Genomic DNA, 22,090 nt, shown 5'->3' with positions numbered 1-22,090 from the left:
TTCAATAAATTAAATGAATTTGAGGTTTGATTGTATCTTCATGAAATATAAAGATAATATATGATAACGATCTACTTATCTCACAGTCATGAATACACTAATAGTTTCACGCGCAATCATAATTGCTATTATTTAGTTACTCCGTGAAATATATAGTTACACGTTACACCAATAAGGAGTAAATTACAGATGTGTTCTATAAATATCAGAGGGTATCTGGTGCTGAAAATTAGAAATAAAGCCTGTAATGACCATTGTCAGGTCTCAACAATAATATTGATGATTAAAGGGGACTCATAATTTATAGTTCAGAGTAAAAATTGCGGTGATATCTGCCCGTTGCCTGAATTCACTCACACCCACAGCACGATATACTATCCGAAAAGCTTTACGAATGTTTTGTAATGACGCCTTGCGGTTCCATGTCCATATCGCGTGATGCGTAAGGATATCCATTGTTGGCTCCAGTGTACCGCGCCTGAGTGGACACAGGACGGGCTGCTTTTCCGCTTCTTTCCGGATCGTGCCGTTGATTTCATCCCCCACAGATCCCCCGCAGTTGGTCGGAGTCCGTGGCCTTTCCGACACAGTATTGCCGGCGACAAAAGCGATGAATGGCTACAACCCACCTGCAATGAGATGAAATGTGTCCTCAAAACAGACGCACTGATGAACGCATTACGAACTTAGCGCGGTATCAGACCTTGGGGCAGTTCAACTTAGCCATCTACACTTGCTTTGTACTAAGATGCTTATCTAATAGATGCTTTAAGAAATCGTCTCAGGATCATGATGGATTTATCACTATGACTAGAACAGAAAGGCTTCTCGAATTACTACAGATATTAAGGGCACAAAGATATCCGATCACTGCATCCACACTCTCAGAAAGATTAGGGATAAGTGTGCGTTCCCTTTACAGAGATATAAAAACGCTACAGCATCAAGGGGTATGCATTGAAGGTGGTGCTGGAATTGGTTATATCGTTAAATCTGATTTTCATTTGCCACCCTTAAACCTGTCTCATGAAGAAGTCAATGCTATTACGCTTGGATTGAATTGGGTCTCTCATAATACGGACCATGATTTCAAAATTATCGCTAAGAATGCACTTGCCAAAATACATACCGTCATTTCCGGTGAGTTGAAAAATCTTATTGAAAGTCAATCCTATCTGATTGGTCCTTCAGAAAAAAATGAGATGTTTTTTGAAGATATTCGCAATGCTATTAAAAAGCGAAAGAGAATCAAAATAAAGTATTGTGATAAGAAAGACTCTTACTCTTCTCGAGTCATATGGCCCATTGGGTTGGTATACATGGAGTCATGTTGGCTTTTGGTTGCATGGTGTGAGATGAGAAATGATTTTCGCCACTTTAGGACTGACAAAATTAAGGGAATTGAGCAACTGGATTCCTTTTATAGTGAAAGCAGGGCGGTTTTATTGAAAAAATGGAGAGTAAAAGAAGGGATTAGCGAGGAGAAAGAGTACTGACAAAAACTGTCACAGCTCATTTGTATACTAACCCAGATGAAAGGTTCAATTCTACATCTTTGGGGGGAGTATGAATTTCCAAAATAAAATTGCTGTGATAACAGGAAGCACTACAGGAATAGGTGAGGCCGTCGCAAAGCAATTACACATACATGGTGCTAAGGTCATTATTGTCGCCCGTTCGTCAGAGCAGGCTAAACAAAAAGCGAAACAATTATCTTCACAGGGTCAACAAGCGATGGGGATCGGATGTGATGTATCACAGCCCGAACAAGTACGACAAATGATCGATGAGGTTATCGAACGCTTCGGCAGACTTGATTATGCTGTAAATAATGCAGGCTTAACAGGTGATCATGGTAAAAACATAACAGAGCAAACAGTTGAGAACTGGGATAAGGTTATTGCCACCTCATTGAGCGGAGTTTTTTACTGCCTAAAATATGAAATACCTCAGATGATGAAGTTTGGTGGCTCAATAGTGAATTTATCTGCTGTAAATGGCCTGGTTGGCATTCCTGGATTAGCGCCTTACACCGTGGCTAAGCATGGTATAATTGGTTTAACCCAAACCGCAGCGCTAGAATTTGCATGTCAAGGAATTCGAGTAAATGCAGTCGCTCCTGGTTATGTCCAGACCCCGCGAATGAGTGCACTTCCTGAAAATATCGTACATAGCTTCGCCAATAGCCACCCTATGAAAAGGATGGCAAAAATGCAAGAAATAGCAGACTTCATCTTGTTTTTGCTATCAGACAAATCCGCATTCTGTACCGGAGGAGTTTATCCAATTGATGGTGGATATTTAGCCGAGTAAATTTCTCTAACGTTTTAAACTATAAGCATTACCTAACCAAAGCGGTAGGTTCAATAGGAGCGTTATAATATATTTAATGCTCCTATTATAGGGGTAATGATAACAGCATCTCCAGTTTGAACTAATATGAGAATAAATGATCGACTTTCCATTGGTTTAACTCACATTGAAAAACGGGCATCTTTGTCTGTAGATACAGATGAAATGCTTCCTTTTGCCACTCGTTGAGTAGCATAGTCTCTTCGGCGACAATCCATGCCTTTTCTCAGAGGGGCCATCGCCTGAAATGAGGTTTTGATTTCGAAATAAAACATTAGTGCATTTTTCTGATAAAACGTGGGGAAGATTCTGAAAGCTCCCGGCGAAGGTAACTCGTTGGGAGCTGTCTTTATTTATTGGGCCGACTGTAATAGGTCGAGTTCAGAACACCGGCAAACCCAGCCCTTGCTTCACTTCTCTTAATGTCTGCTGCGTGATCTCGTGCGCCTGTTCGCTGCCTTTTTTGAGCATTGCCATCAGCATGCCTTTATCCTGAATGTAGGTGGCCCGCAGCTCGCGCATTGGGGCGATGAGTTCCTGCAAGCACACCTCCAGCTCGTTTTTGCATGTCCGGTCACCCAGTCCACCCCGTTGGTAATGCGCTTTCATTTCCGCCACTTTTGCTTTATCCGGATGAAAAGCGTCGAGGTAAGTGAATACCATATTGCCGTCGATTTGCCCCGCGTCGGATACTTTCAGATGATTGGGGTCGGTGTACATTGCACTGACCGCGTGATGAATGGTTTCTTCGCTGGCTGACAGGAGCAATGTGTTACCAAGCGATTTTGACATTTTGGCATTCCCGTCAATCCCTGGTAGGCGGCTGGTTTCACTCAGCAGCGCTTTGCAGTGCGATAAGACGGGGGCCGGTAACAGGCTATTCATCTTGTGCACGATTTCATTAGTCTGTTCAATCATTGGCAACTGATCGTCGCCGACGGGAACCACTTCGGCTTTGAAGGCCGTAATATCTGCCGCCTGACTGATGGGATAAACCAGAAAACCAACCGGTAACAAGCGGGCAAACCCTTTCTGCGCAATTTCGTTTTTAACCGTAGGATTACGCTCTACGCGAGCCACGGTGACGATATTCATATAAAGCGCGGTCAGTTCCGCAAGGGCAGGCAGGGCCGATTGCAAACAAATAGTGGTCAGTGAAGGATCTATTCCTGCGGCAAGATAGTCGGCAAGTACCTCGGGAATATTGTTGCGGATCTTTTGCGGTGTGCTGCCGTTATCGGTTAGCCCTTGCAGGTCAGCCACCAATATAAACTGCTGATAATCATGTTGCAGCGCGGCGCGCTGGCGCAATGACCCCACATAATGGCCAAGATGCAGCGGGCCGGTGGGACGATCGCCAGTGAGGATGATGGTTTTATTGTTCATGTAAGACTCCTTAGTCATAAAACCGAAAGGGGTCTCTAAATGCAAATAACCGCCTTTCGGCGGTTATCTAAAAATGGTAAAAACACATTTTGACCGCCTTTAAGAAGGCAGCCACCACAGGTTGTAATTAAAAGCGGTGATATCGTGTTTTGTGTTCATTGAATTAACATATCACCGCCTGGCGTTGAGGTAAAGCCATGTTCAACTGGCCTCCAGCATGCCAAAGCTCACGATGCGCGAACGTCCCAGCTCTTTAGCGCGATACAGTGCCACGTCTGCAGCACGCAGCAGGTTGTCGCTCTGGGCGTGCTGCGGATAGCTGGCTACGCCAATAGAAACATCGACGTGACCAATTTCAGAGACGCCAAAGCGCAGCGACAGTTCGCGTACGCCGTTATAAATATCCGTCGCAAGGCGGTTGGCGGCCTGTTCATCCGTATTGGCCAGCAGCACCAGAAACTCCTCACCGCCATAGCGGAAGGCCATGCCGCTGTCGTGAACCACGCGCTGAATGGTGGCGGCGATACTTTTTATCACGCTGTCTCCCGCCTCGTGACCAAAGCGATCGTTAATATTTTTAAAATGGTCAATATCGATCATCAGGCAACTGATCGGCTCCTTGTTGCGTACGGCCTGGCTCATCTGAGTGCGTAAGGTATCTTCCAGATGATGACGGTTGCGTAGACCAGTTAGCGGATCGTAGAGCGCTTTCTCCAGCAGGGCGTCACGCAGACGCTGGTTGGCTAATGCGAGGCCGAGTGCTTCTGCCATTAGCTCCAGATACGCACGAGAGGGGGCGGAATCATCGCTAAGGTTCTGGAATGAGAGCAGACCGATGGCTTCTCCCTGGGCAATCAGTGGAACGCACAGGGTATGCTGCTGGCATGAATCCGGCAGATGGTAGCAGGCGATATCGGGTTCACCTTGTACCGGAGGGTGGCTCTGGCCGCGGCGCACAGCCCAGCATTCGTCCGGGTGGAACGCATCCGCTTTACCCTGCGGTGAGAGCCATTGTGCAACGCAGCGCATTTGCCAGGGTTCCCGGTCCAGTATGTAAAGCCGCCCGGCAATACCTGGGGCAATATTCGGTGCAAACAGTTCCGCCACATTGATGACATCGGCAAAATTCTCGCAACCCTGCAGGCGCTGCGTCATACGTGCCAGCAGATCGCGGATTGCCCAGTCGGCATCTCGCTCCTTCTCCAGTCTCTGACGAGCCAGACCGTTCTCGCGGAAGATCCGGATCGCCTGTGCCATGTCGCCTATTTCGTCTATCTGGTTAAAGCTGGGCGTCTCAACGGCATAATCCTGCGATGCGAGACGGTTTACGACATCGCTCAAACGCACGACGGGGCGCAGGACACGACGCTTTAAAATGAAACCGAGAACGAATAAAAACAGCAGCGCCGTCAGACCGACCATCACTTCGGAAGCCGTCCGCAGCATGCGGGATGACTGGGTTGCATCTTCAATCGTGTTGCGTACGCGGCTATCGAGTAACTGGCGGAAATGATCTATACGGTCCTGGGCTCGCTCCAGTTCCTGTTCATAGGCTTTCCCGTACAGCAGGGTGATGGCCTGCGACTCTTCTCCACGCGCGACGCTGGTAAGCGCCTCGGCCTGCTCATCCTGCAGAGCATCCACAATCTGCAGCCCTTCGTGCAATAGCGCCAGCTCTTCATCCGTTGCACCAAGGTCTTTGAGCTTCGACAGACGATGCTCAACGGCTTTCATCGACGCTTCTTTCTGACGGTAGGCGTTGAGCACCTCAGGATCTTTTGCAATAACATAGTCGCGCGCCAGGTCGGACAGAGACCAGGCGTCAAGCTCCACTTCTTCGGTCAACTGATCGAATTGATAACGCTGCTCTACCACCTGGCGTTCGGTGTTATCGGCGCTGGATGCCATCAGCATGACAATACCGGAGGCGATGGTCAGACATACCGTCGCGCTATAGGCCCAGTTGGTGATTGTGGCAATTCGCACTGATTAGTTCCTTCTGCGACGATTAATGAATACGCATGATTGAAATTATAGAAAACGTATGATTTTGCGTGAAAATAAAAAAGGCGGTACGAAGACCGCCTTTTGTTATCGTCCGGCCATCACAGATCTGGAGGATTTTTTCCTTCTTCCATAAAGGCTTCGTCAATTCCTTCCACGTTACCTTCATGGTCACGCCCGGAAAACAGGTTCCAGCAGGTAATGAATAGCGCGGCAATCAGTGGGCCAATCACAAAGCCGTTAATACCGTAGATCTCCATTCCACCGAGGGTGCTTATCAGGATCAGGTAATCAGGCATTTTGGTGTCTTTACCTACCAGCAGCGGGCGCAGGATATTGTCCACCAGCCCAACGATAATCACAAAGAAGCCAACGATAAACAGCGCTTGCCATAGCTGATGGGTGGCGAACAGAAATATTGCTGCTGGTACCCAGACGATCGCTGAACCGACGGCGGGCACGAGGGAGAGAAACGCCATCAACGCGCCCCACAGAACGCTACCGTCGATATCTACAATCGCAAACGCGATGCCGCCAAGAATACCCTGAACCAAAGCGACGACCGCCGTGCCCTTGACCGTTGCCCGCGTCACGCCGACGAATTTTGCAAACAGGTGCTGTTTGGCAAAATCAGAAAGCGGTAATGAGTCCAGAATCTGGCGCACCAGGTACGGTCCGTCCTTCAGTAAGAAGAACAGTAGATACAGCATGATGCCAAAGCTAATAGCAAAGCCGAATGTTCCTTTACCAATCAGGAACGCGCTGCCGGCGAGGTACTGTCCACCCTGCAGCACGACATCGGACAGTTTTTTCTGGATCTGCGCGACATCATCCAGATTGTGTTCTGCCAGAAAACCTCTGGCCCAGTCAGGAAGATACGAAAGAACAGAAGCGACGACCTCCGGGAACTGCGTGTCATTCTGTTGCAGTTTGGTGTACACCACGTTCAGTTCAATGGCCAGCGATGACAGGATTACCATCAGCGGGATAAAGACAATCAGACAGATAATGACGATGGTAATCAACGATGCCAGTCCGTTGCGTTCGCCAAGCGCGCTGCGCAGTCTGTTTTTTATCGGGTTAAAGATAGTCGTTAATATCGCGGCCCACAAAATGGCGGAAAAGTAGGGGGACAGCACATCGAAGAACGCCCAGGTCACGAGGGCAAGTATGAAAATGAAGAAACCTTTAGTCAGTCCGTTAAATCGCATTAGTGAACCCTGTAATGAAAAGCAGTCCAGACTATAGAACCGTTCAGGGGATTTACCAACTTTAGCTGAAGATTGCCGCTTATTTTGGCTAAAACGGTGACTTACTGAAGATAAAAACCAATGAATATCCACAGTATTAATGTGATATTCGAATGACAGCAACCATTAGATTTTTAGTGCATCAAAGATGACGGTTTCTATTTTTTCTGGAGTGGTGAAGGGGGCAAAACGCTTAAGCGGTTTTCCGTCGCGTCCGACCAGGAATTTAGTGAAGTTCCACTTGATCCTCCCACCCAGTATGCCGGGTAATTCATCTTTCAGGTAACGAAATACCGGGTGTGTAGCGGCACCGTTAACCTCCACTTTCTCAAACATTGGAAAACTCACGCCGTAGTTGACGTAGCAGGTCTGCGCGATTTCGTCCGCCCCACCGGGTTCCTGCTTACCAAACTGGTTGCAGGGGAAACCAAGCACCACCAGGCCCTGTGTGTCGTATTTCTTATACAGTGCTTCAAGGCCCGCATATTGTGGCGTAAAGCCACAATGGCTGGCGGTATTAACCACCAGTACCAGTTTGCCTGCATAGTCGGCCATTGAAATAAGCTGACCATTCAGGCTGGTGGCGGTAAGTTGATGAAAAGTGCTCATTTTTTAAACCTCAGGTTAGGGTGAGTTTAGCGTCGACATTGCCACTCAGCGCGTTACGGGCAGTTGAAGCCTGATAGAAAATCTTCATGGCATCGTTTTTCTGTTGTTTATTGGCACAACTTGACCATTTCTGATTTCCTCATTGACACAAGGTTGAGGTTTACCAAACAGATATCCTTGGGCGAAATCGCAGCCCAGCGCCTGAAGGCTTTTTAGTTGCTCCTGCGTTTCAACACCTTCAGCAACAGCCTTCATATTGAGGGATTTCGCCATGCCCGTGATCAGTTTGATGATATTAAGCGCATCTTCATGTGTGGATATTGAATGCACAAAAGACTTGTCTATTTTAATTTTATCGAAGGCAAGCTTGCTCAGGCGCGAAAGAGAAGAATATCCGGTACCAAAATCATCGATGGAGATTTTTACGCCCAGGGCTCTGAGCTTATTAAGCGTATTCATCGGCGTCGTACTCTCAGTGAAGAGAGAGGACTCTGTTACTTCCAGTTCAAGACGATCGGCTGGGAGTCCAGTTTCTTTCAGAATAGACAGTACGATACCGACAAAGGCTTTGCTGCTTAGCTGGACAGGAGAGACATTTACTGAAATTTTAGCAGGAACCGCCCAACAAGCAGCTTCCCTGCAGGCAATTTCAAGCACTGCTTTCCCCATCTCATTAATCATTCCGGTTTTTTCAGCAACAGGAATAAAGTTATCCGGCGACAGGATGCCCTTTAGAGGATGGAGCCAACGAATTAGGGCTTCATAGCTATAAATTTCTTGGCTGAAGGAGTCAACAATGGGCTGATAATAAACCACGAATTCTTTGTTCACTATTGCCAAAGCCATATCATGCTCAAGCGTTCTGCTTTCTTGTAGCTTTTCTAACATTCGTTGTCGGAAGACTTTTATCTTACCTGAGCCTTCACCTTTGGCTTCATAAAGGGCCAGATCAGCAAATTTATAAAGATAGTCGGAACGACGTTCAGTGTCTGAGATAACAATGCCAACACAGGTGGTTATGTTGATAATCGTGTTATAAATAGTGTAGGGCTGGCTGATAAATTCACATATTTTCTGGGCCCGCGAAACGGCGTGGCTTTCTGTCAGGCCACTTGAGAGAAACGCAAATTCATCTCCACCCAGGCGATACAGCGTATCCGAAGTAAGACTCATTGAAACCAGTCGGTCTGATATCTGGCGTAGCAACATATCACCGGCATCATGACCATACGTATCATTTACCTCTTTGAATCGATCTAAATCAAACAACATCACAGTCACAGAATCGTGATTTTTTTCTGCTATCTCAATTGTTTTATTTAAATCGCTCCAGAATAGTTGACGATTATTCATCTCGGTAAGAGAGTCATGGTAGACGTCATATTCCAGTTTAGCATTCTGGATTTGCAGCTTTTCTTTAGATTTCTGCAGTTCTTCGGCAAGACTCTTGACCTGCAGGTGCGCCCGCAGAATATTTCTGTTTTGATAGAAAATGAGCACTCCCAGAATCGCACTCAGTATTATCAGCAGCACCGAGGTTGCTGAGTAAATATAGTACAGCGTTTGAATTTTTTGGTTGGCGTTATTGATCGAGTTAACATCTTTGTTTAACGCACCAGATGAAAGACGACCCAGTGGCGCATCCAGAGTATGCATTTTTTTCAGATAAGCCTGGAGTGCTGAACGGTTCATTTTCTCTAGATTAACATCCAGAAAACTAAGGGTGTTTTCAAGTTTTACCGCCAGCTCACGGTGGGCTATATTGCTTTCTATGTAGCGCCCCAGGTCACCTTCTTTTATTAAATCACTCTGGCTGAGCATAATGTCGAGGCGCATGCGTACATCATCGAGATTCATCGTATCATCGATAGTGTAAAGACCCAGCAATGACTCGAATCGGTAATATTGTGATACCAGCTGAGCAGCAGACCAGGAATCGGTGTAATGAGTCAGTTTCTGTAACTCTTGTTGCCGTTCATGCACGAGGAAAGAGATATATCCGGTAGATATAAAAAGAAAAAAGATGATGCCAGCCAGTATTCTGTTCATGATGTTCCTCTGAACGCTTACTCAATATCCATACTACTGACCTGCCATGCAGACCTTGAATAATAAATCTGATTATTCAGTTCCGGCATGCTGTCATAGGGGTACACAATGAATAAAGGACCTTTATCACGGATGCGCATATATTTTCCGTTGATTTTTAACGCAAGGATGGCATTGTATTTTTTGAAATCACTGAGAGGGATTACGGTGGTGTAGTCATTGAGCGCAGTGACCTTTACAACCGAGCCGCTCGCGCCGACGTAATCCATGAGCTTTTGTAGTGGAATACCCGTAAAAGTAGTGCGTCCATTATACCAGGGGGAGGTGGTCTGGAAACTGACCATGCCCAGCTTCTCAAGGCTGGCGGTATCAAAAACGGCTTTCCCGTCTGCATTTGTATTTTCAATATTACCGGACAGCGTTAAAAGAACTGTACCGGAAGGCTGGGGAAGTTCACCTGCCCAGAGCTGGGTGGTGAGCACAAAGCTTACTAACATTACGATTAACCGCATTCTTACCTCACCAATCAGCCGGATGTAAAAGAATTATAATTTAGATATCACTCTATTTATATATATTGCATAGGTATTATTGATGCAATAAATTCAGCTTTATTTTTATTCCTCTAAATCAATGGGTTAGATTTTGTCTGTTTTATTATGATGTTTAATCAATGCTGATGGTGTTATTTGAGGAAAACGTAATCTCACTATGTATGTACAAAAATAAATCATTTATTGACTCAGTGCCAATAAATGCCTACGAAAATAAAGGTTTATTTTTCCCAGCGGCGGGGCGTTGTTTACTGGTTGGTGGCTATATCGGATACGAAGCGGGCCAAAGTATAGCGGGAGCGCTTCGTGTCGGTAATCAAAATCAGACTTTTTATGCTGCGGCTGGTGCAGTTCAACTGAACCCGTTTATTCACCCGCCTGAACTGACTGGCGGGCATACAGGTAGGCGGTGGCCCTTGATACGCCCAGATGCTGTGCCACCGTATCCATAGATTTGCGTACGTTCAGCAAACCGTCCTGGCGTAATTGTTGAATCAGCAGCTTACGGTCTTGAGGTTTAAGGGCTCGGGCCGTCGTAGCGCGTTTAGCGGCAAAGTCATCAATACGCTGGCGGATGACTTCGTTACTGCCGGGATCGATATGTTCCTTAATGGGGGAGTTTTCGGTTTCAGTAAAACGCGCAAGAGCACTCTGCATGCCACGAAACAGCGTCATATCTACATTCAGACAGAGAGCTGCTACGTATCTGCCTTCTTCATCCTTGATGCCAATTGAGGTACTTTTCACCGGGCGACCATCGGCAAACTGATTACTGTAGTTCGCAATGATGCTGGGAAAGTCAGGCGATGCGATTCTCGCCAGGCCAAGCTCGGTTGCTGGCTGGCCGGGTTGACGTCCGGACAGATTATTATGGATGGATAAAATGGCATGTTCAGGATTTTTGAGGTCATGAACCACCACTTCGCAAAACGGAGAGAAGGTCTCACTCAATCCCCTGGCGATAGTATCAATTTGGCTGAGAAGCGAGTTATTGTCGGTTTTTGGCATGCCAGTCTCCTGCGGTGATGCCTGTTGCCATGATTGCGAGCAGTTTACAGTGACCTGGGATCGTTTTTCCAGACGGCAATGTACAGACAGTAACATTAGGGTATCTGCATGACAGATACCCTGTTTATCATCTGGCCAGAAATTCACTGTAGCGGCTGATATCCACGTTTCCGCCGCTGATGATAATGCCGACTTTCTTGCCGCGAAGTTCAGCTTTGCGCGCTCTGGCCGCAGCAAAACCCAGACACCCGGTCGGCTCAACGACGATTTTCATGCGTTCAGCGATAAATTTCATTGAGGTGATTAACTCAGCGTCTGAAACCGTCAGAATATCGTTCACGTTTTGCTGGATAATCTGAAACGTATAGTTCCCGAGATGTTGGGTCTGAGCACCGTCAGCAATGGTTTTGGGCGTATCGATATGAACAATTTTTCCGCTACGAAACGACTGTTGACCATCGTTACCCGCTTCAGGTTCGACACCATAGACGATGCAGTCAGGAGACAGATGTCTGGCCGCCAGAGCGGATCCTGAGAGCAGGCCGCCACCGCCCAGACAAACGAAAAGGGCGTCTAACTGACCCACTTCTTCAATCAGCTCTTTTGTGGCGGTGCCCTGGCCTGCAATCACGTGCGGATGGTCGTAAGGGGGGATCAGCGTTAACCCCTGTTTCTCTGCCAGGTCCCGACCAATTTTTTCACGATCTTCAGTATAGCGATCGTAAGTTACCACCTTTCCGCCATAGCCTTTTGTTGCTGCAACTTTAGCTACCGGAGCATCATGCGGCATGATAATTGTTGCTGGAATCCCCAATAATTTTGCCGACAGTGCAATGGCCTGCGCATGGTTACCGGAAGAAAACGTCACGACACCCGCAGCACGTTGTTGTGGTGTGAACTGGCGTAGCGCATTCATAGCGCCGCGAAATTTGAAGGCGCCCATTCTCTGGAAATTTTCGCACTTAAAGAAGACTTCCGCGCCAAATTCTTCATTAACCGTTCGGGATGTCATCACCGGCGTTTTGTTAGCATAATCTGCGATGCGCGCTGCCGCAGCGGCAACATCGTTATAATCAGGCAGTGTCATTTCAGTCATTGTTGTTCACCTGTATGTTGTTAAATGTCACGCTTGCGGGGCCAACGCCATAGCTTCAACTTCCAGCGCAAAACCATAATGAAGTTCCGCAACACCGGCTACAGCACGGGATGGACGGAAATCACCGATCCACTCCCCATAGATTTTGTTAAACGTCGGCCACTGATTCATATCCGTCACATAGACGCGAACTGACACCAGATGCTGGCGGGAAACTCCAGCACCCGCCAGACAAGCATCAATATTCTGTAGCACCAGCCGGGTTTGATCTTCAAAAGAGGCATCCGCTTTTTTCTCGCCGTCGAAAGTGACCGGCAATTGCCCAGAAATGAATACGAAACCGCCAGCCGTTGTACTGTGCGAGTAATGACCTGCTGGCGGGAAGCTTCCAGCAGATGAGTTCAGTGTAATGTCCGCGGACATAATAAACCTCCTGTAGCTAATGATTCACTTTGTATAAAATAATACAATTTGTATTATTTTATACGCCTATATGCCACTTTCGGCTAGAGATAATTTTCGCGGGTGATGATTTTGTGAACTATTGCAAATGTGGCTAACGTAAATCGCTAACCTGGGTAGGAACGAAGAGGGGAAGGCAGGAGAGTGAAGAAACGCCCCGGGCGGGGCGTCTAAGGCAAAATACTAGCCGATGTGACCGTGGTTAATTTTAGTTAACGGTTCATTGATATCGAAGATTTTGAACGTCACGTCTTCCACACCCAGATGCTTCAGACGGGCGGTATGCTTTTTGATATAGGCCTGAGCGGTGTCTTCGTCCCGGAACAGGTAGATGCCACCCGCTTCGTGATTTGCTTCGTTCTCGGTCCAGATTTTCCAGATGAACCCTGGCTCCTGGTTGATTGATTCGGCCAGTTCAACGAGCTGACTCGACATCTCAGCCCCAAACGGACCATGAAAATCAAAGTGTATCTGCACGAGTTTGTTCGACATAAATCCTCCATGGATTGGTTATTTCGGGTAAGGCTGCTAGCGCAGCAGCACTTTACCGGTCAGATAAGTTATTGCCTGTCCACTGATATAAACACGCGTTCCTGCTAACTGACAGCGTAAATCCCCGCCGCGCTCAGAGACCTGGCGCGCCAGCATCTGTGTTTTATTCAGTTTTGCAGCCCAGTAAGGGATCAGCATGCTATGTGCCGAGCCTGTGACCGGGTCTTCCGCGACGGCTTCACCCGGGCAGAAGAAACGGCTGACAAAATCGTATTCCCCGTCACCCGGCGCGGTGATGCACACCATTTTCCCCAGCGGAAGCATGGCGTGGATGTTTGGGCGAACAGCCTCAACCTGCTGTTGATTTTCCAACACCACCATGTAATCGCGTGCCACGCGCATCTCTTTGTATTCGGTGATGCCTAATGTTTCCAGCAGTAAAGCGGGCGGCACGGCAGATTCGCTTTGCCAGGCAGGAAAATCGAGCGTCAGCCATTCACCGCTGCGCGTGACCGTCAGCGGTCCCACAAAGCGGGTAGCAAAATGGATTTTTGTATCCGGGTAATCCAGATGTTCAAAGATGACATGCGCGGCGGCAAGCGTGGCATGCCCACACAGATTGATTTCACCCTGAGTGGTAAACCAACGCAGCTCAAAACCATTCTCATTGGCGACAAAAAAAGCGGTTTCTGACTGATTATGCTGCTGCGCCATCTTTAATAATGTTTCATCGGGTAACCAGTCCGTGAGCGGACAGACTGCTGCGGCATTACCGCCAAACGTCGTGGTGGTAAAGGCATCCACCATGTAAAAATCGATTTGTTGCACAGAATAACCCTCTCATCGCACTCAGGATAAATCACACTCTACCATGCCAGCCATTGGGTCAACGCTCCGATTCGCCACTGCGGTGAAAATTCGTTATCATCCGTCCCCACACCTCATTCTGGCCGCCTGATGTCTACGATCCTCGATACCTTTATTGCCCCGCCTTGTCATGACGAGATAGAGACCCTCTATCGGGACGAGCATCTGGTGCTAATCAATAAACCCAGCGGGTTGCTTAGCTTGTCGGGCAAAAATCCGCAGAATCTCGATTCGGTACATCACCGGCTGGTACAGATTTACCCTGGCTGCACGCTGGTACATCGGCTTGATTTCGGCACTTCTGGACTGATGGTGGTCGCCCGTAACAAGGCTATCAACGCTGCGCTTTGCCAGCAGTTCAGCCAGCGTACGGTCACTAAGGTGTACAGCGCGCTGTTATGCGGCCATCTGGAAAACGACGAAGGAGTTATCGATGCAGCGATTGCCAAAGACCCGGCGCTGTTTCCATTAATGTCAATTTGTGCTCTCAACGGCAAACCCGCACGCTCGCGCTATCAGGTTGTCGAGCGCTTTTATCATCGTCAGGAAAAGGGGGCGTTGCTCCCCTTGACGCGGGTACAACTGATGCCTGAAAGCGGGCGGACCCACCAACTGCGGATCCACTGTCAGCTGTTGGGACATCCGATTTTAGGCTGTGATTTGTATGGCGGGCGTCTGCTGCCTGGCACTGAAAGGGTGCCGCGACTGATGCTGCATGCCAGTGAACTGCATTTCAGGCATCCCATTAGTGAAGCGTGGATGAACGCCCAAAACGCCAGCCCGTTCTGAGGATGTAAAAAAAGCCGCCAGACGGCGGCTATCTGGGCATTATCGTGCAGCTCGTTGCAATATAACCGCTGACGGCTGGCGTTGCAGAAAGCGCATCCGCAGCATCATCAGCACCGCCGCAGAGGTCAGGCCGATAATAAAGCCCATCCAGAATCCTGCTGGCCCCATGCGGTCAACCACCAGATCGGTCAGCGCCAGAATATAACCGCTCGGCAGACCCAGCACCCAGTAGGCGGTAAAGGTTATAAAGAAAATGGAACGCGTATCTTTATAACCACGCAGGATCCCGCTGCCAATAACCTGGATAGAGTCCGATATTTGATACACCGCGGCCAGTAACATGAGCTGCGCGGCCAGGGTGACGACTTCCGGATTATTGTTGTAGAGCAGGGCAATATGCTCGCGGAATGTCACGGTGAAAAGCGCCGTTACGACCGCCATGCAGACACCGACACCCAGACCCGTTCTGGCTGCAGTTTGTGCATCCAGCGTGGAGCCCTGGCCCAGACGATAACCGACACGAATGGTGACGGCAGCAGCCAGAGACATCGGCAGGACGAACATTAACGAACTGAAGTTCAGTGCGATCTGGTGTCCGGCCACGTCGACAATCCCCAGCGGGGAAACCAGCAGAGCGACCACCGCAAATAGCGTTACCTCGAAAAATAACGCCAGCGCGATAGGTAAACCCAGTTGCACCAGACGCTTCATTACTGCGGTGTCAGGTTTCTGGAAACCACGCTCATTACGGATATCGCGCATCGAGCGCGCACGTTTGATGTAAGAGAGCATGGCGATAAACATCACCCAGTAAACAGCCGCCGTAGCCACGCCGCAGCCTACGCCACCCAGTTCCGGCATGCCTAAATGTCCATAAATGAAAACGTAGTTCACCGGAATGTTCACCAGCAGGCCGAGAAAGCCCATCACCATCGCTGGTTTAGTTTTGGCTAATCCTTCGCACTGGTTACGGGCTACCTGGAAGAACAAATACCCCGGTGCGCCCCACAGTAAGGCACGCAGGTAGCCAACGGCTTTATCCGCCAGCGCCGGGTCAATGTTATGCATGGAGCGAATAATGTACCCAGCGTTCCATAGCACAACCATAATCAGCACGGAGACGCTGCCCGCCAGCCAGAATCCCTGACGTATTTGATGGGCGATACGGTCGCGGCGTCCGGAACCATTGAGTTGCGCAATGACCGGCGTCAAAGCCAGCAGTAGTCCATGACCAAACAGAATGGCAGGTAACCAGATAGAGGTACCAATGGCGACTGCCGCCATATCAGTAGCGCTGTATCCGCCCGCCATGACGGTATCAACGAATCCCATTGCGGTTTGAGCGATTTGCGCAAGAATCACCGGTATTGCCAGAGCTAATAACTGACGCGCTTCACTTACATACTTTTGCACGTGTACACCACTATATTGTTGTTATTTGAGAGACTAAAAAAGCCGCCTTATATGGCAGCAAGGAGAAAAAGCAGGGGAAATTTCAGTCTATTGTAGCGAGGAATACGTAATTCTCCAGTGAAAAAACAGGCGCTGGTGGCGCATTGCTGGCAACCTGAATTTCCACCTGCTATTGTGCTGTGCAGAGATGTCTTAATTGAGTTCAGGAGTAGGAAGTATGTTTACGGGTATTGTGCAGGGCACCGCAAAATTGGTGTCCATTGATGAAAAACCAAATTTTCGTACGCATGTTGTGGAGTTGCCTGAATATATGCTGGATGCGCTGGAGACCGGCGCATCGGTTGCCCACAATGGGTGCTGCCTGACGGTCACCGAAATTAACGGTAACCAGATAAGCTTTGACCTGATGAAAGAAACGCTGCGTATCACCAATCTGGGCGAACTGAAGGTCGGTGATTTGGTTAACGTTGAGCGTGCGGCAAAATTCAGTGATGAGATTGGCGGACATTTAATGTCGGGCCATATTATGACCACTGCCGAAGTGTCGAAAATTCTGACCTCGGAGAATAACCGCCAGGTGTGGTTTAAAGTCCAGGACCCGCAGCTGATGAAATATATCCTGTACAAAGGATTTATTGGTATTGACGGTATCAGTCTGACGGTCGGTGAAGTGACGCCGACGCGTTTCTGTGTGCACTTGATCCCGGAAACGCTGGAGCGTACGACGCTTGGCAAGAAAAAGCTGGGCGCAAGGGTTAATATCGAAATCGATCCCCAAACGCAGGCGGTGGTTGATACTGTTGAGCGTGTACTGGCGGCGCGTGAAAGCGCCATCAGCAACATAACGGGCGAAGCGGGAGCCTAAGCCTGAGAGTTAAGCCCTCGTTGATACGGGGGCGATAACGATTAACGGGGAACGCGCAGGCCGTGTTCAACGCCGCGAGAAAATACCACCTGCCATAACTGAATATCGCGAGCTCGAAACGCTCCGGCACAAGCGTTCAGATAATAGCTGAACATCCGTTTGAAACGTTCGGTATAGTTATCGGCGATTTCAGGCCAGGAGTTAATGAAACGTTCGTGCCAGGCCATCAGCGTCGTGTCGTAATCCGCGCCAAAATTATGCCAGTCTTCCATTACAAAATGTGGCTCGCTGGCGTTGGCAATCTGGCGAACTGATGGTAAACAGCCGTTCGGGAAGATATATTTATTGATCCACGGATCAACATTATTGTCGGTCTTTTTGGAGCCGATGCTATGCAGTAAAAAGAGACCATCCGGTTTTAAATTGCGATCGACCACGTCAAAATAGGTGGCGTAGTTTTTCGGCCCTACATGCTCAAACATGCCGACGGAAACAATACGATCGAATTTGTCATTCAGGTCACGATAATCCTGCAGCAAAATTGTGACATCAAGCCCCGCACACCGTGACTGCGCCATTTTCTGCTGTTCTGCCGAAATGGTTACACCCACCACGCTGACGCCATATTCTGATGCCATAAACTGGGATAAGCCGCCCCAGCCGCAGCCTATATCGAGCACCCGCATCCCTGGCTTCAACTGCAGCTTTTCAGCAATCATTTTTAGCTTCGCCTGCTGGGCAGACTCCAGGGTGTCGGCATCTTTCCAGTAGGCGCAGGAATACTGCATATAGGGGTCCAACATGCGAGTAAAGAGATCGTTGCCTAAATCGTAATGTTCTTTGCCGACAACCCATGCACGTTTTTTGGTCTGCAAATTGAACAAGCGAGCAGCGGCAATTCGTAACGTATCTTTGAAGTGGCGGGGGAGTTGGTTTTCAAGACCGGCGCGTAGGACTTTACTAAAAAACATGTCCAGCCGGTCGCATTCCCACCAGCCATCCATATAACTTTCACCCAACCCTAACGATCCTTCCTGCAATACTCGTTTGAAAAAATCGGGGTTCTTTACGCGAATATCCGCCGGTGCCGGGCCATTAATGGTAATGCCTGCACGGCTCAATAATTCATTGGTGATGCGGTACCAGTCATCATCCGGTACTCTGACGTCTTCTATACACGATGAACTCATAGCTTCTCCATCACTGGTCGGTGATCAGAACCTTAAAACAGCGTAGACGCTTTTTTGGGCTTTGTGAGAAATCTCACGGAATTAATCCGTGAATCTATAATCCGACGTAGAACAGAGGAAGGGAGGAACCCTTGCCGAAAAGACCATCCGTGGGAATACGGGAACATTCTTGTTCCCGCTAACACATAAAAATTATCGTTTTTTTAACATCCGGAAATCAGTATAGGCCTGAACTTTTGACGATTCAACCGATAATTCTTAGCGGGCTAATTAATTGCCCGCGACAATTATTAGTGAGACTCTCCATGGGCAATTTGCGCGCGGTCATCTGTTTGCGGGGCGTCAGTTTTCTGCGATTGCATTTTGTAACCTACAGCAGCCAGCAATACCGTGGTCAGCATAACGCTGGTAGTGGTGAGCAGCGGGGTAGCAATCAACCAGGAAACGACAAGGCTTGCCAGGAAGCATAAACCCAGTTGTAGCGTATTCTGCAATGCGGCAGCGCGTCCAGTGGCCTGTGGGAAAGGGCGTAATGCCTGGGCGACAACGATAGGGTAGATTGCGCCGTTCGCAATCGCCATAACGCAGAATGGGATCAGGATTTCAGCCAATGCGACATGATGAATAAAGCCGGTCGCCCAGGTGCCTACAACGCTGAAGGCATACAGAATGAGTAACCAGGGCAGCAGCTGACGACCCTGCCATTTTTGCAGCGCAGCACGACAGCCGTAACCACCGATTAAAAAGGCGATAGTTTGCGGAACATAGCTCAGACCAATTACCGCTGGGCTATAACCCATTTCGCTAAGGATGAACGGGGAACCCGTCAGCCATGCAAAAAAGCTCGCGGAACAGGCGGCATAAATCAGCACGTTTCCACGGTAAGTTTTCGAGCGCAGCAAGGTGGTGAAAGTCAGTTTATCCTGGCTGTCATCGCGTGCTTTAGCTGTAGGCTTTAAACGCAGCGCCGGAAGCATCAGAATCAGAGTAATGGCGAACAGGGTGGCAAAAATGGCCTGCCAGGAAAAATGTACCAGGATCCAACTACCTAATAACGGGGCGAGGGCAGGTGATAACCCGACCAGCGGCATAATGGTGGCAAAGATGCGGTTTACTTTTTGTGAAGGATAATAGTCGGTAACCAGCGCTTGCCAGATAACCGATGCTGCACAGACGCCAACGGCCTGAACAAATCGCAGTACCAGCAGGCCTGTGGCGTTTTCAACCCACAGCATGCCCAGACTGCCCAGTGCGAAGATAGATAAACCCAGCAGCAAAATAGGCTTGCGACCATAGTGGTCAGAGAGCGGTCCCCACAGCAGTTGTGCGACGGCAAAACCGGCTAAGAACAAGCTCAGGCTAGCGCTGACGGCAGATGCAGGCGTTTGCAGATCGGACTGAATTGCGGCGAAGGCGGGCAGATACATATCTGTTGCCAGAAAGCCGAGCACGCTAAGGCCCGCCAGCCAGACTAAAAACCCTTTCCCAGGTTGCATCATCATTTCTCTTTTTTTAGCAGTAGAACAATGCCGCTGAGTGTAGTGAGTGTAATTCTCGCTGTGAAACGCTAATATTTGCTTACTGATTTCAAAATTTTTGCAGGCAGAATATGTGGTCGGAATATTCACTTGAAGTGGTTGATGCGGTTGCGCGTAACGGTAGCTTTAGTTCGGCCGCGCAGGAGTTACACCGTGTACCTTCGGCGGTAAGCTACACTGTGCGCCAACTGGAAGAGTGGCTGGCGGTACCACTTTTTGAGCGACGCCATCGGGATGTGGAATTAACGCCTGCCGGGGCATGGTTTTTAAAAGAAGGTCGCTCTGTTATCAAAAAAATGCAGATCACGCGCCAGCAATGCCAGCAAATTGCCAACGGCTGGCGCGGGCAGCTGGCGATCGCAGTCGATAACATTGTCCGCCCGGATCGTACCCGACAGATGATCGTGGATTTTTACCGTCACTTTGATGATGTGGAGTTGTTAGTTTTTCAGGAAGTGTTTAACGGCGTATGGGACGCGCTGTCCGATGGACGCGTGGAGCTGGCCATCGGTGCCACACAGGCGATTCCGGTAGGGGGGCGCTATACCTTCCGCGATATGGGAATGCTGAGCTGGAGCTGCGTGGTAGCCAGCCATCATCCACTGGCGTCAATGCCCGGACCGCTAAGTGATGATACGTTGCGCAACTGGCCGTCACTGGTACGCGAAGATACCTCCCGTACGCTGCCAAAGCGTATTACCTGGCTGCTGGATAACCAAAAACGCGTCGTCGTGCCCGACTGGGAATCATCCGCTACCTGCTTATCAGCAGGGCTGTGTGTTGGCATGGTACCGACGCATTTTGCCAAGCCGTGGATCGATAGCGGCAAGTGGGTTGCGCTGCAACTGGAGAACCCCTTTCCTGATGCCGCATGCTGTCTGACATGGCAGCAGAACGATACGTCACCGGCATTGAGTTGGCTGCTGGACTATTTAGGGGATAGTGAAACGTTGAACAAGGAATGGCTGCGGGAGCCAGATGAGACTCCCGCACAACAGGCTTAACGGCGGTAATCGCGGAACGGACCGTCGGCAACGGAGCGACGCTCAACCAGACGTGGATGCACCTCGATAGACTGTGACTCCTCACGTTTATTCACGATACGGTCTAACAGCATGTTGAAGGCCGTTTCACCTAGTGAATCCTTCGGCTGGTGAATGGTCGTTAAGGCCGGCGTGAAGAAGCGGGCGTTGCGCACGTTGTCGTAGCCGATGAGTGAGACATCCTGTGGTACGCGCAGACCCATTTCGTCAGCGGCGCACAGCGCACCCATCGCCATAATATCGCCACCGCAGAAGACAGCGGTCGGACGATGCGACTGCGACAGAATTTGCTGCATGGCGCGATAGCCGGACTCAGGCTCGAAATCGCCCTGGACAATCCAGTTATCAGGCACTTTAATCAGCGCTTCTTCCATCGCTTTCATAAAGCCCGCCAGACGCCCGGCCCCGGTGTTACGTTCCATTGGACCTGGGATCACGCCAATTTCACGATGACCGCGTTCTACCAGATACCGACCCGCCATATAACCGCCTTCGAAGGCGTTATCAATGACCGTATCGGTAAAGTCGGCTTTAGCTTCGCCCCAGTCCATGACGACCATCGGAATATGGCGATACTCTTCGAGCATCGAAAGCAGTGACTCCGGATACTCAGAACACATCACCAGCAGACCATCAACGCGCTTTTGCGCCATCATCGACAGATAGGCCTGCTGCTTTTCGAGACTGTTCCATGCGTTACCCAGAATCAGCGTATAGCCTTTCTGGAAACAGTTTTTCTCCACGGCTTCGATAATTTCTGCGAAATAGGCCGCTTCGCTGCTGGTCGCCAGCAAGCCAATAGACTTGGTGTGATTCACCTTCAGGCTGCGGGCAACTGCGCTCGGAGAATAGTGCAGTTCTTTGATCGCTGCCCAGACAGCATTACGCGTTTCTTCCGCGACAAAGCGCGTCTTGTTAATTACGTGTGATACGGTTGTAGTGGAAACGTTTGCTCGCTTCGCTACATCTTTAATTGTTGCCATTACATCTCACTCCAGACCATATCCTAAGCTCCTGAGAATACTCCAGGTAAACGTTTGCCTTTACACACCCTTAGCGCAACGTAAGGGTTGCGGCACGCCGGGAAAACGACACGGAACGTCAGGAAGGGGTCAATGGCCGG

Annotated in this window: 20 protein-coding genes and 1 pseudogene; 6 read left to right on the top strand and 15 right to left on the bottom strand. The window is 49.2% G+C overall.

Annotated elements, in window-relative coordinates; genetic code table 11:
- Positions 1 to 498 precede the first annotated feature (498 nt).
- From GUC46_RS24250 to GUC46_RS12725, 3 genes and pseudogenes are all read left to right on the top strand, one after another.
- Positions 499 to 672: pseudogene (locus tag GUC46_RS24250) on the top strand (DNA methylase); the annotation flags it as partial.
- Between the two features lie 134 nt (positions 673 to 806).
- Entirely contained in the window at positions 807 to 1,496 is a 690-nt protein-coding gene (locus GUC46_RS12730) for a YafY family protein (protein WP_130714688.1), read from the top strand.
- A 70-nt stretch (positions 1,497 to 1,566) separates the two neighbouring features.
- Positions 1,567 to 2,313 (top strand): SDR family NAD(P)-dependent oxidoreductase, encoded by a 747-nt coding sequence (locus GUC46_RS12725; protein ID WP_003029256.1) that lies wholly within the window; start codon positions 1,567 to 1,569, stop codon positions 2,311 to 2,313.
- Between the two features lie 420 nt (positions 2,314 to 2,733).
- On the opposite strand, the gene trpS is transcribed toward GUC46_RS12725, so the two are convergent.
- From trpS to GUC46_RS12670, 11 genes are all read right to left on the bottom strand, one after another.
- Entirely contained in the window at positions 2,734 to 3,738 is a 1,005-nt protein-coding gene (gene trpS, locus GUC46_RS12720; protein WP_130714687.1) for a tryptophan--tRNA ligase, read from the bottom strand.
- Between the two features lie 201 nt (positions 3,739 to 3,939).
- Complete coding sequence (locus tag GUC46_RS12715; RefSeq protein ID WP_130714686.1) at positions 3,940 to 5,724, bottom strand: diguanylate cyclase; 1,785 nt, start codon at positions 5,722 to 5,724, stop codon at positions 3,940 to 3,942.
- Positions 5,725 to 5,843: 119 nt separating this feature from the next.
- Entirely contained in the window at positions 5,844 to 6,953 is a 1,110-nt protein-coding gene (locus GUC46_RS12710) for an AI-2E family transporter (RefSeq protein ID WP_130714685.1), read from the bottom strand.
- A 165-nt stretch (positions 6,954 to 7,118) separates the two neighbouring features.
- Complete coding sequence (locus GUC46_RS12705; RefSeq protein WP_106107334.1) at positions 7,119 to 7,601, bottom strand: glutathione peroxidase; 483 nt, start codon at positions 7,599 to 7,601, stop codon at positions 7,119 to 7,121.
- A gap of 84 nt (positions 7,602 to 7,685) precedes the next feature.
- Complete coding sequence (locus tag GUC46_RS12700) at positions 7,686 to 9,650, bottom strand: bifunctional diguanylate cyclase/phosphodiesterase (protein ID WP_130714684.1); 1,965 nt, start codon at positions 9,648 to 9,650, stop codon at positions 7,686 to 7,688.
- Between the two features lie 17 nt (positions 9,651 to 9,667).
- A complete protein-coding gene (locus GUC46_RS12695; RefSeq protein ID WP_003029241.1) occupies positions 9,668 to 10,162 on the bottom strand; it encodes a molybdopterin-dependent oxidoreductase in 495 nt (164 codons plus the stop codon).
- Between the two features lie 408 nt (positions 10,163 to 10,570).
- Entirely contained in the window at positions 10,571 to 11,212 is a 642-nt protein-coding gene (locus GUC46_RS12690; RefSeq protein WP_003029239.1) for a transcriptional regulator, read from the bottom strand.
- Between the two features lie 127 nt (positions 11,213 to 11,339).
- Positions 11,340 to 12,308 (bottom strand): threo-3-hydroxy-L-aspartate ammonia-lyase, encoded by a 969-nt coding sequence (locus tag GUC46_RS12685; RefSeq protein ID WP_048233674.1) that lies wholly within the window; start codon positions 12,306 to 12,308, stop codon positions 11,340 to 11,342.
- A gap of 27 nt (positions 12,309 to 12,335) precedes the next feature.
- Positions 12,336 to 12,731: a RidA family protein gene (locus GUC46_RS12680; protein ID WP_003029233.1), complete on the bottom strand. Its 396-nt coding sequence runs from the start codon at positions 12,729 to 12,731 to the stop codon at positions 12,336 to 12,338.
- Between the two features lie 222 nt (positions 12,732 to 12,953).
- The gene (locus tag GUC46_RS12675; protein ID WP_003836470.1) at positions 12,954 to 13,262 is read right to left on the bottom strand and encodes a monooxygenase; all 309 of its coding nucleotides are present in this window, start codon (positions 13,260 to 13,262) and stop codon (positions 12,954 to 12,956) included.
- 36 nt (positions 13,263 to 13,298) lie between these two features.
- Positions 13,299 to 14,090 (bottom strand): PhzF family phenazine biosynthesis protein, encoded by a 792-nt coding sequence (locus GUC46_RS12670; RefSeq protein ID WP_054528350.1) that lies wholly within the window; start codon positions 14,088 to 14,090, stop codon positions 13,299 to 13,301.
- Positions 14,091 to 14,219: 129 nt separating this feature from the next.
- On the opposite strand from GUC46_RS12670, the gene GUC46_RS12665 reads away from it, so the two are divergent.
- A complete protein-coding gene (locus GUC46_RS12665) occupies positions 14,220 to 14,918 on the top strand; it encodes an RluA family pseudouridine synthase (protein WP_130714683.1) in 699 nt (232 codons plus the stop codon).
- 39 nt (positions 14,919 to 14,957) lie between these two features.
- On the opposite strand, the gene mdtK is transcribed toward GUC46_RS12665, so the two are convergent.
- On the bottom strand, positions 14,958 to 16,331 hold the full coding sequence (gene mdtK, locus GUC46_RS12660; protein ID WP_003029224.1) for a multidrug efflux MATE transporter MdtK: 1,374 nt from the start codon (positions 16,329 to 16,331) through the stop codon (positions 14,958 to 14,960).
- 217 nt (positions 16,332 to 16,548) lie between these two features.
- Here mdtK and GUC46_RS12655 point away from each other — a divergent pair, with 217 nt between their 5' ends.
- Positions 16,549 to 17,196, top strand: coding sequence for a riboflavin synthase subunit alpha (locus tag GUC46_RS12655; protein ID WP_160180244.1), 648 nt, complete (start codon positions 16,549 to 16,551; stop codon positions 17,194 to 17,196).
- 41 nt (positions 17,197 to 17,237) lie between these two features.
- Here GUC46_RS12655 and cfa read toward each other — a convergent pair whose 3' ends face one another.
- Both cfa and punC read right to left on the bottom strand, forming a co-directional pair.
- A complete protein-coding gene (gene cfa / locus GUC46_RS12650) occupies positions 17,238 to 18,386 on the bottom strand; it encodes a cyclopropane fatty acyl phospholipid synthase (protein ID WP_003836458.1) in 1,149 nt (382 codons plus the stop codon).
- Between the two features lie 290 nt (positions 18,387 to 18,676).
- Positions 18,677 to 19,882 carry a purine nucleoside transporter PunC gene (punC, locus tag GUC46_RS12645; protein ID WP_003836456.1) on the bottom strand — a complete coding sequence of 402 codons (1,206 nt, stop codon included), beginning with the start codon at positions 19,880 to 19,882 and terminating at the stop codon, positions 18,677 to 18,679.
- A 113-nt stretch (positions 19,883 to 19,995) separates the two neighbouring features.
- Between punC and punR the strand changes: the two genes are divergently transcribed.
- On the top strand, positions 19,996 to 20,928 hold the full coding sequence (gene punR, locus GUC46_RS12640) for a DNA-binding transcriptional activator PunR (protein WP_003029215.1): 933 nt from the start codon (positions 19,996 to 19,998) through the stop codon (positions 20,926 to 20,928).
- Here punR and purR read toward each other — a convergent pair.
- On the bottom strand, positions 20,925 to 21,950 hold the full coding sequence (purR, locus tag GUC46_RS12635; protein WP_003029211.1) for an HTH-type transcriptional repressor PurR: 1,026 nt from the start codon (positions 21,948 to 21,950) through the stop codon (positions 20,925 to 20,927). The genes punR and purR overlap by 4 nt on opposite strands.
- Positions 21,951 to 22,090 lie beyond the last annotated feature (140 nt).

Source organism: Citrobacter sp. LUTT5 (assembly GCF_009905315.1).
GTDB lineage: Bacteria > Pseudomonadota > Gammaproteobacteria > Enterobacterales > Enterobacteriaceae > Citrobacter > Citrobacter freundii.
The sequence above is the reverse complement of the archived record's forward strand: the minus strand, read 5'-3'. Positions and strand labels throughout refer to the sequence as shown.

Excerpts from the sequence above, each read along its gene's own strand:
- punC (WP_003836456.1), bottom strand. The coding sequence starts at position 19,882 with ATGCAACCTGGGAAAGGGTTTTTAGTCTGGCTGGCGGGCCTTAGCGTG.
- GUC46_RS12690 (WP_003029239.1), bottom strand. The coding sequence starts at position 11,212 with ATGCCAAAAACCGACAATAACTCGCTTCTCAGCCAAATTGATACTATC.
- GUC46_RS12705 (WP_106107334.1), bottom strand. The coding sequence starts at position 7,601 with ATGAGCACTTTTCATCAACTTACCGCCACCAGCCTGAATGGTCAGCTT.
- trpS (WP_130714687.1), bottom strand. The coding sequence starts at position 3,738 with ATGAACAATAAAACCATCATCCTCACTGGCGATCGTCCCACCGGCCCG.
- GUC46_RS12665 (WP_130714683.1), top strand. The coding sequence starts at position 14,220 with ATGTCTACGATCCTCGATACCTTTATTGCCCCGCCTTGTCATGACGAG.
- purR (WP_003029211.1), bottom strand. The coding sequence starts at position 21,950 with ATGGCAACAATTAAAGATGTAGCGAAGCGAGCAAACGTTTCCACTACA.
- GUC46_RS12695 (WP_003029241.1), bottom strand. The coding sequence starts at position 10,162 with ATGCGGTTAATCGTAATGTTAGTAAGCTTTGTGCTCACCACCCAGCTC.
- GUC46_RS12655 (WP_160180244.1), top strand. The coding sequence starts at position 16,549 with ATGTTTACGGGTATTGTGCAGGGCACCGCAAAATTGGTGTCCATTGAT.
- GUC46_RS12725 (WP_003029256.1), top strand. The coding sequence starts at position 1,567 with ATGAATTTCCAAAATAAAATTGCTGTGATAACAGGAAGCACTACAGGA.
- GUC46_RS12700 (WP_130714684.1), bottom strand. The coding sequence starts at position 9,650 with ATGAACAGAATACTGGCTGGCATCATCTTTTTTCTTTTTATATCTACC.
- cfa (WP_003836458.1), bottom strand. The coding sequence starts at position 18,386 with ATGAGTTCATCGTGTATAGAAGACGTCAGAGTACCGGATGATGACTGG.
- GUC46_RS12710 (WP_130714685.1), bottom strand. The coding sequence starts at position 6,953 with ATGCGATTTAACGGACTGACTAAAGGTTTCTTCATTTTCATACTTGCC.
- GUC46_RS12675 (WP_003836470.1), bottom strand. The coding sequence starts at position 13,262 with ATGTCGAACAAACTCGTGCAGATACACTTTGATTTTCATGGTCCGTTT.
- punR (WP_003029215.1), top strand. The coding sequence starts at position 19,996 with ATGTGGTCGGAATATTCACTTGAAGTGGTTGATGCGGTTGCGCGTAAC.
- GUC46_RS12680 (WP_003029233.1), bottom strand. The coding sequence starts at position 12,731 with ATGTCCGCGGACATTACACTGAACTCATCTGCTGGAAGCTTCCCGCCA.
- GUC46_RS12730 (WP_130714688.1), top strand. The coding sequence starts at position 807 with ATGACTAGAACAGAAAGGCTTCTCGAATTACTACAGATATTAAGGGCA.
- GUC46_RS12685 (WP_048233674.1), bottom strand. The coding sequence starts at position 12,308 with ATGACTGAAATGACACTGCCTGATTATAACGATGTTGCCGCTGCGGCA.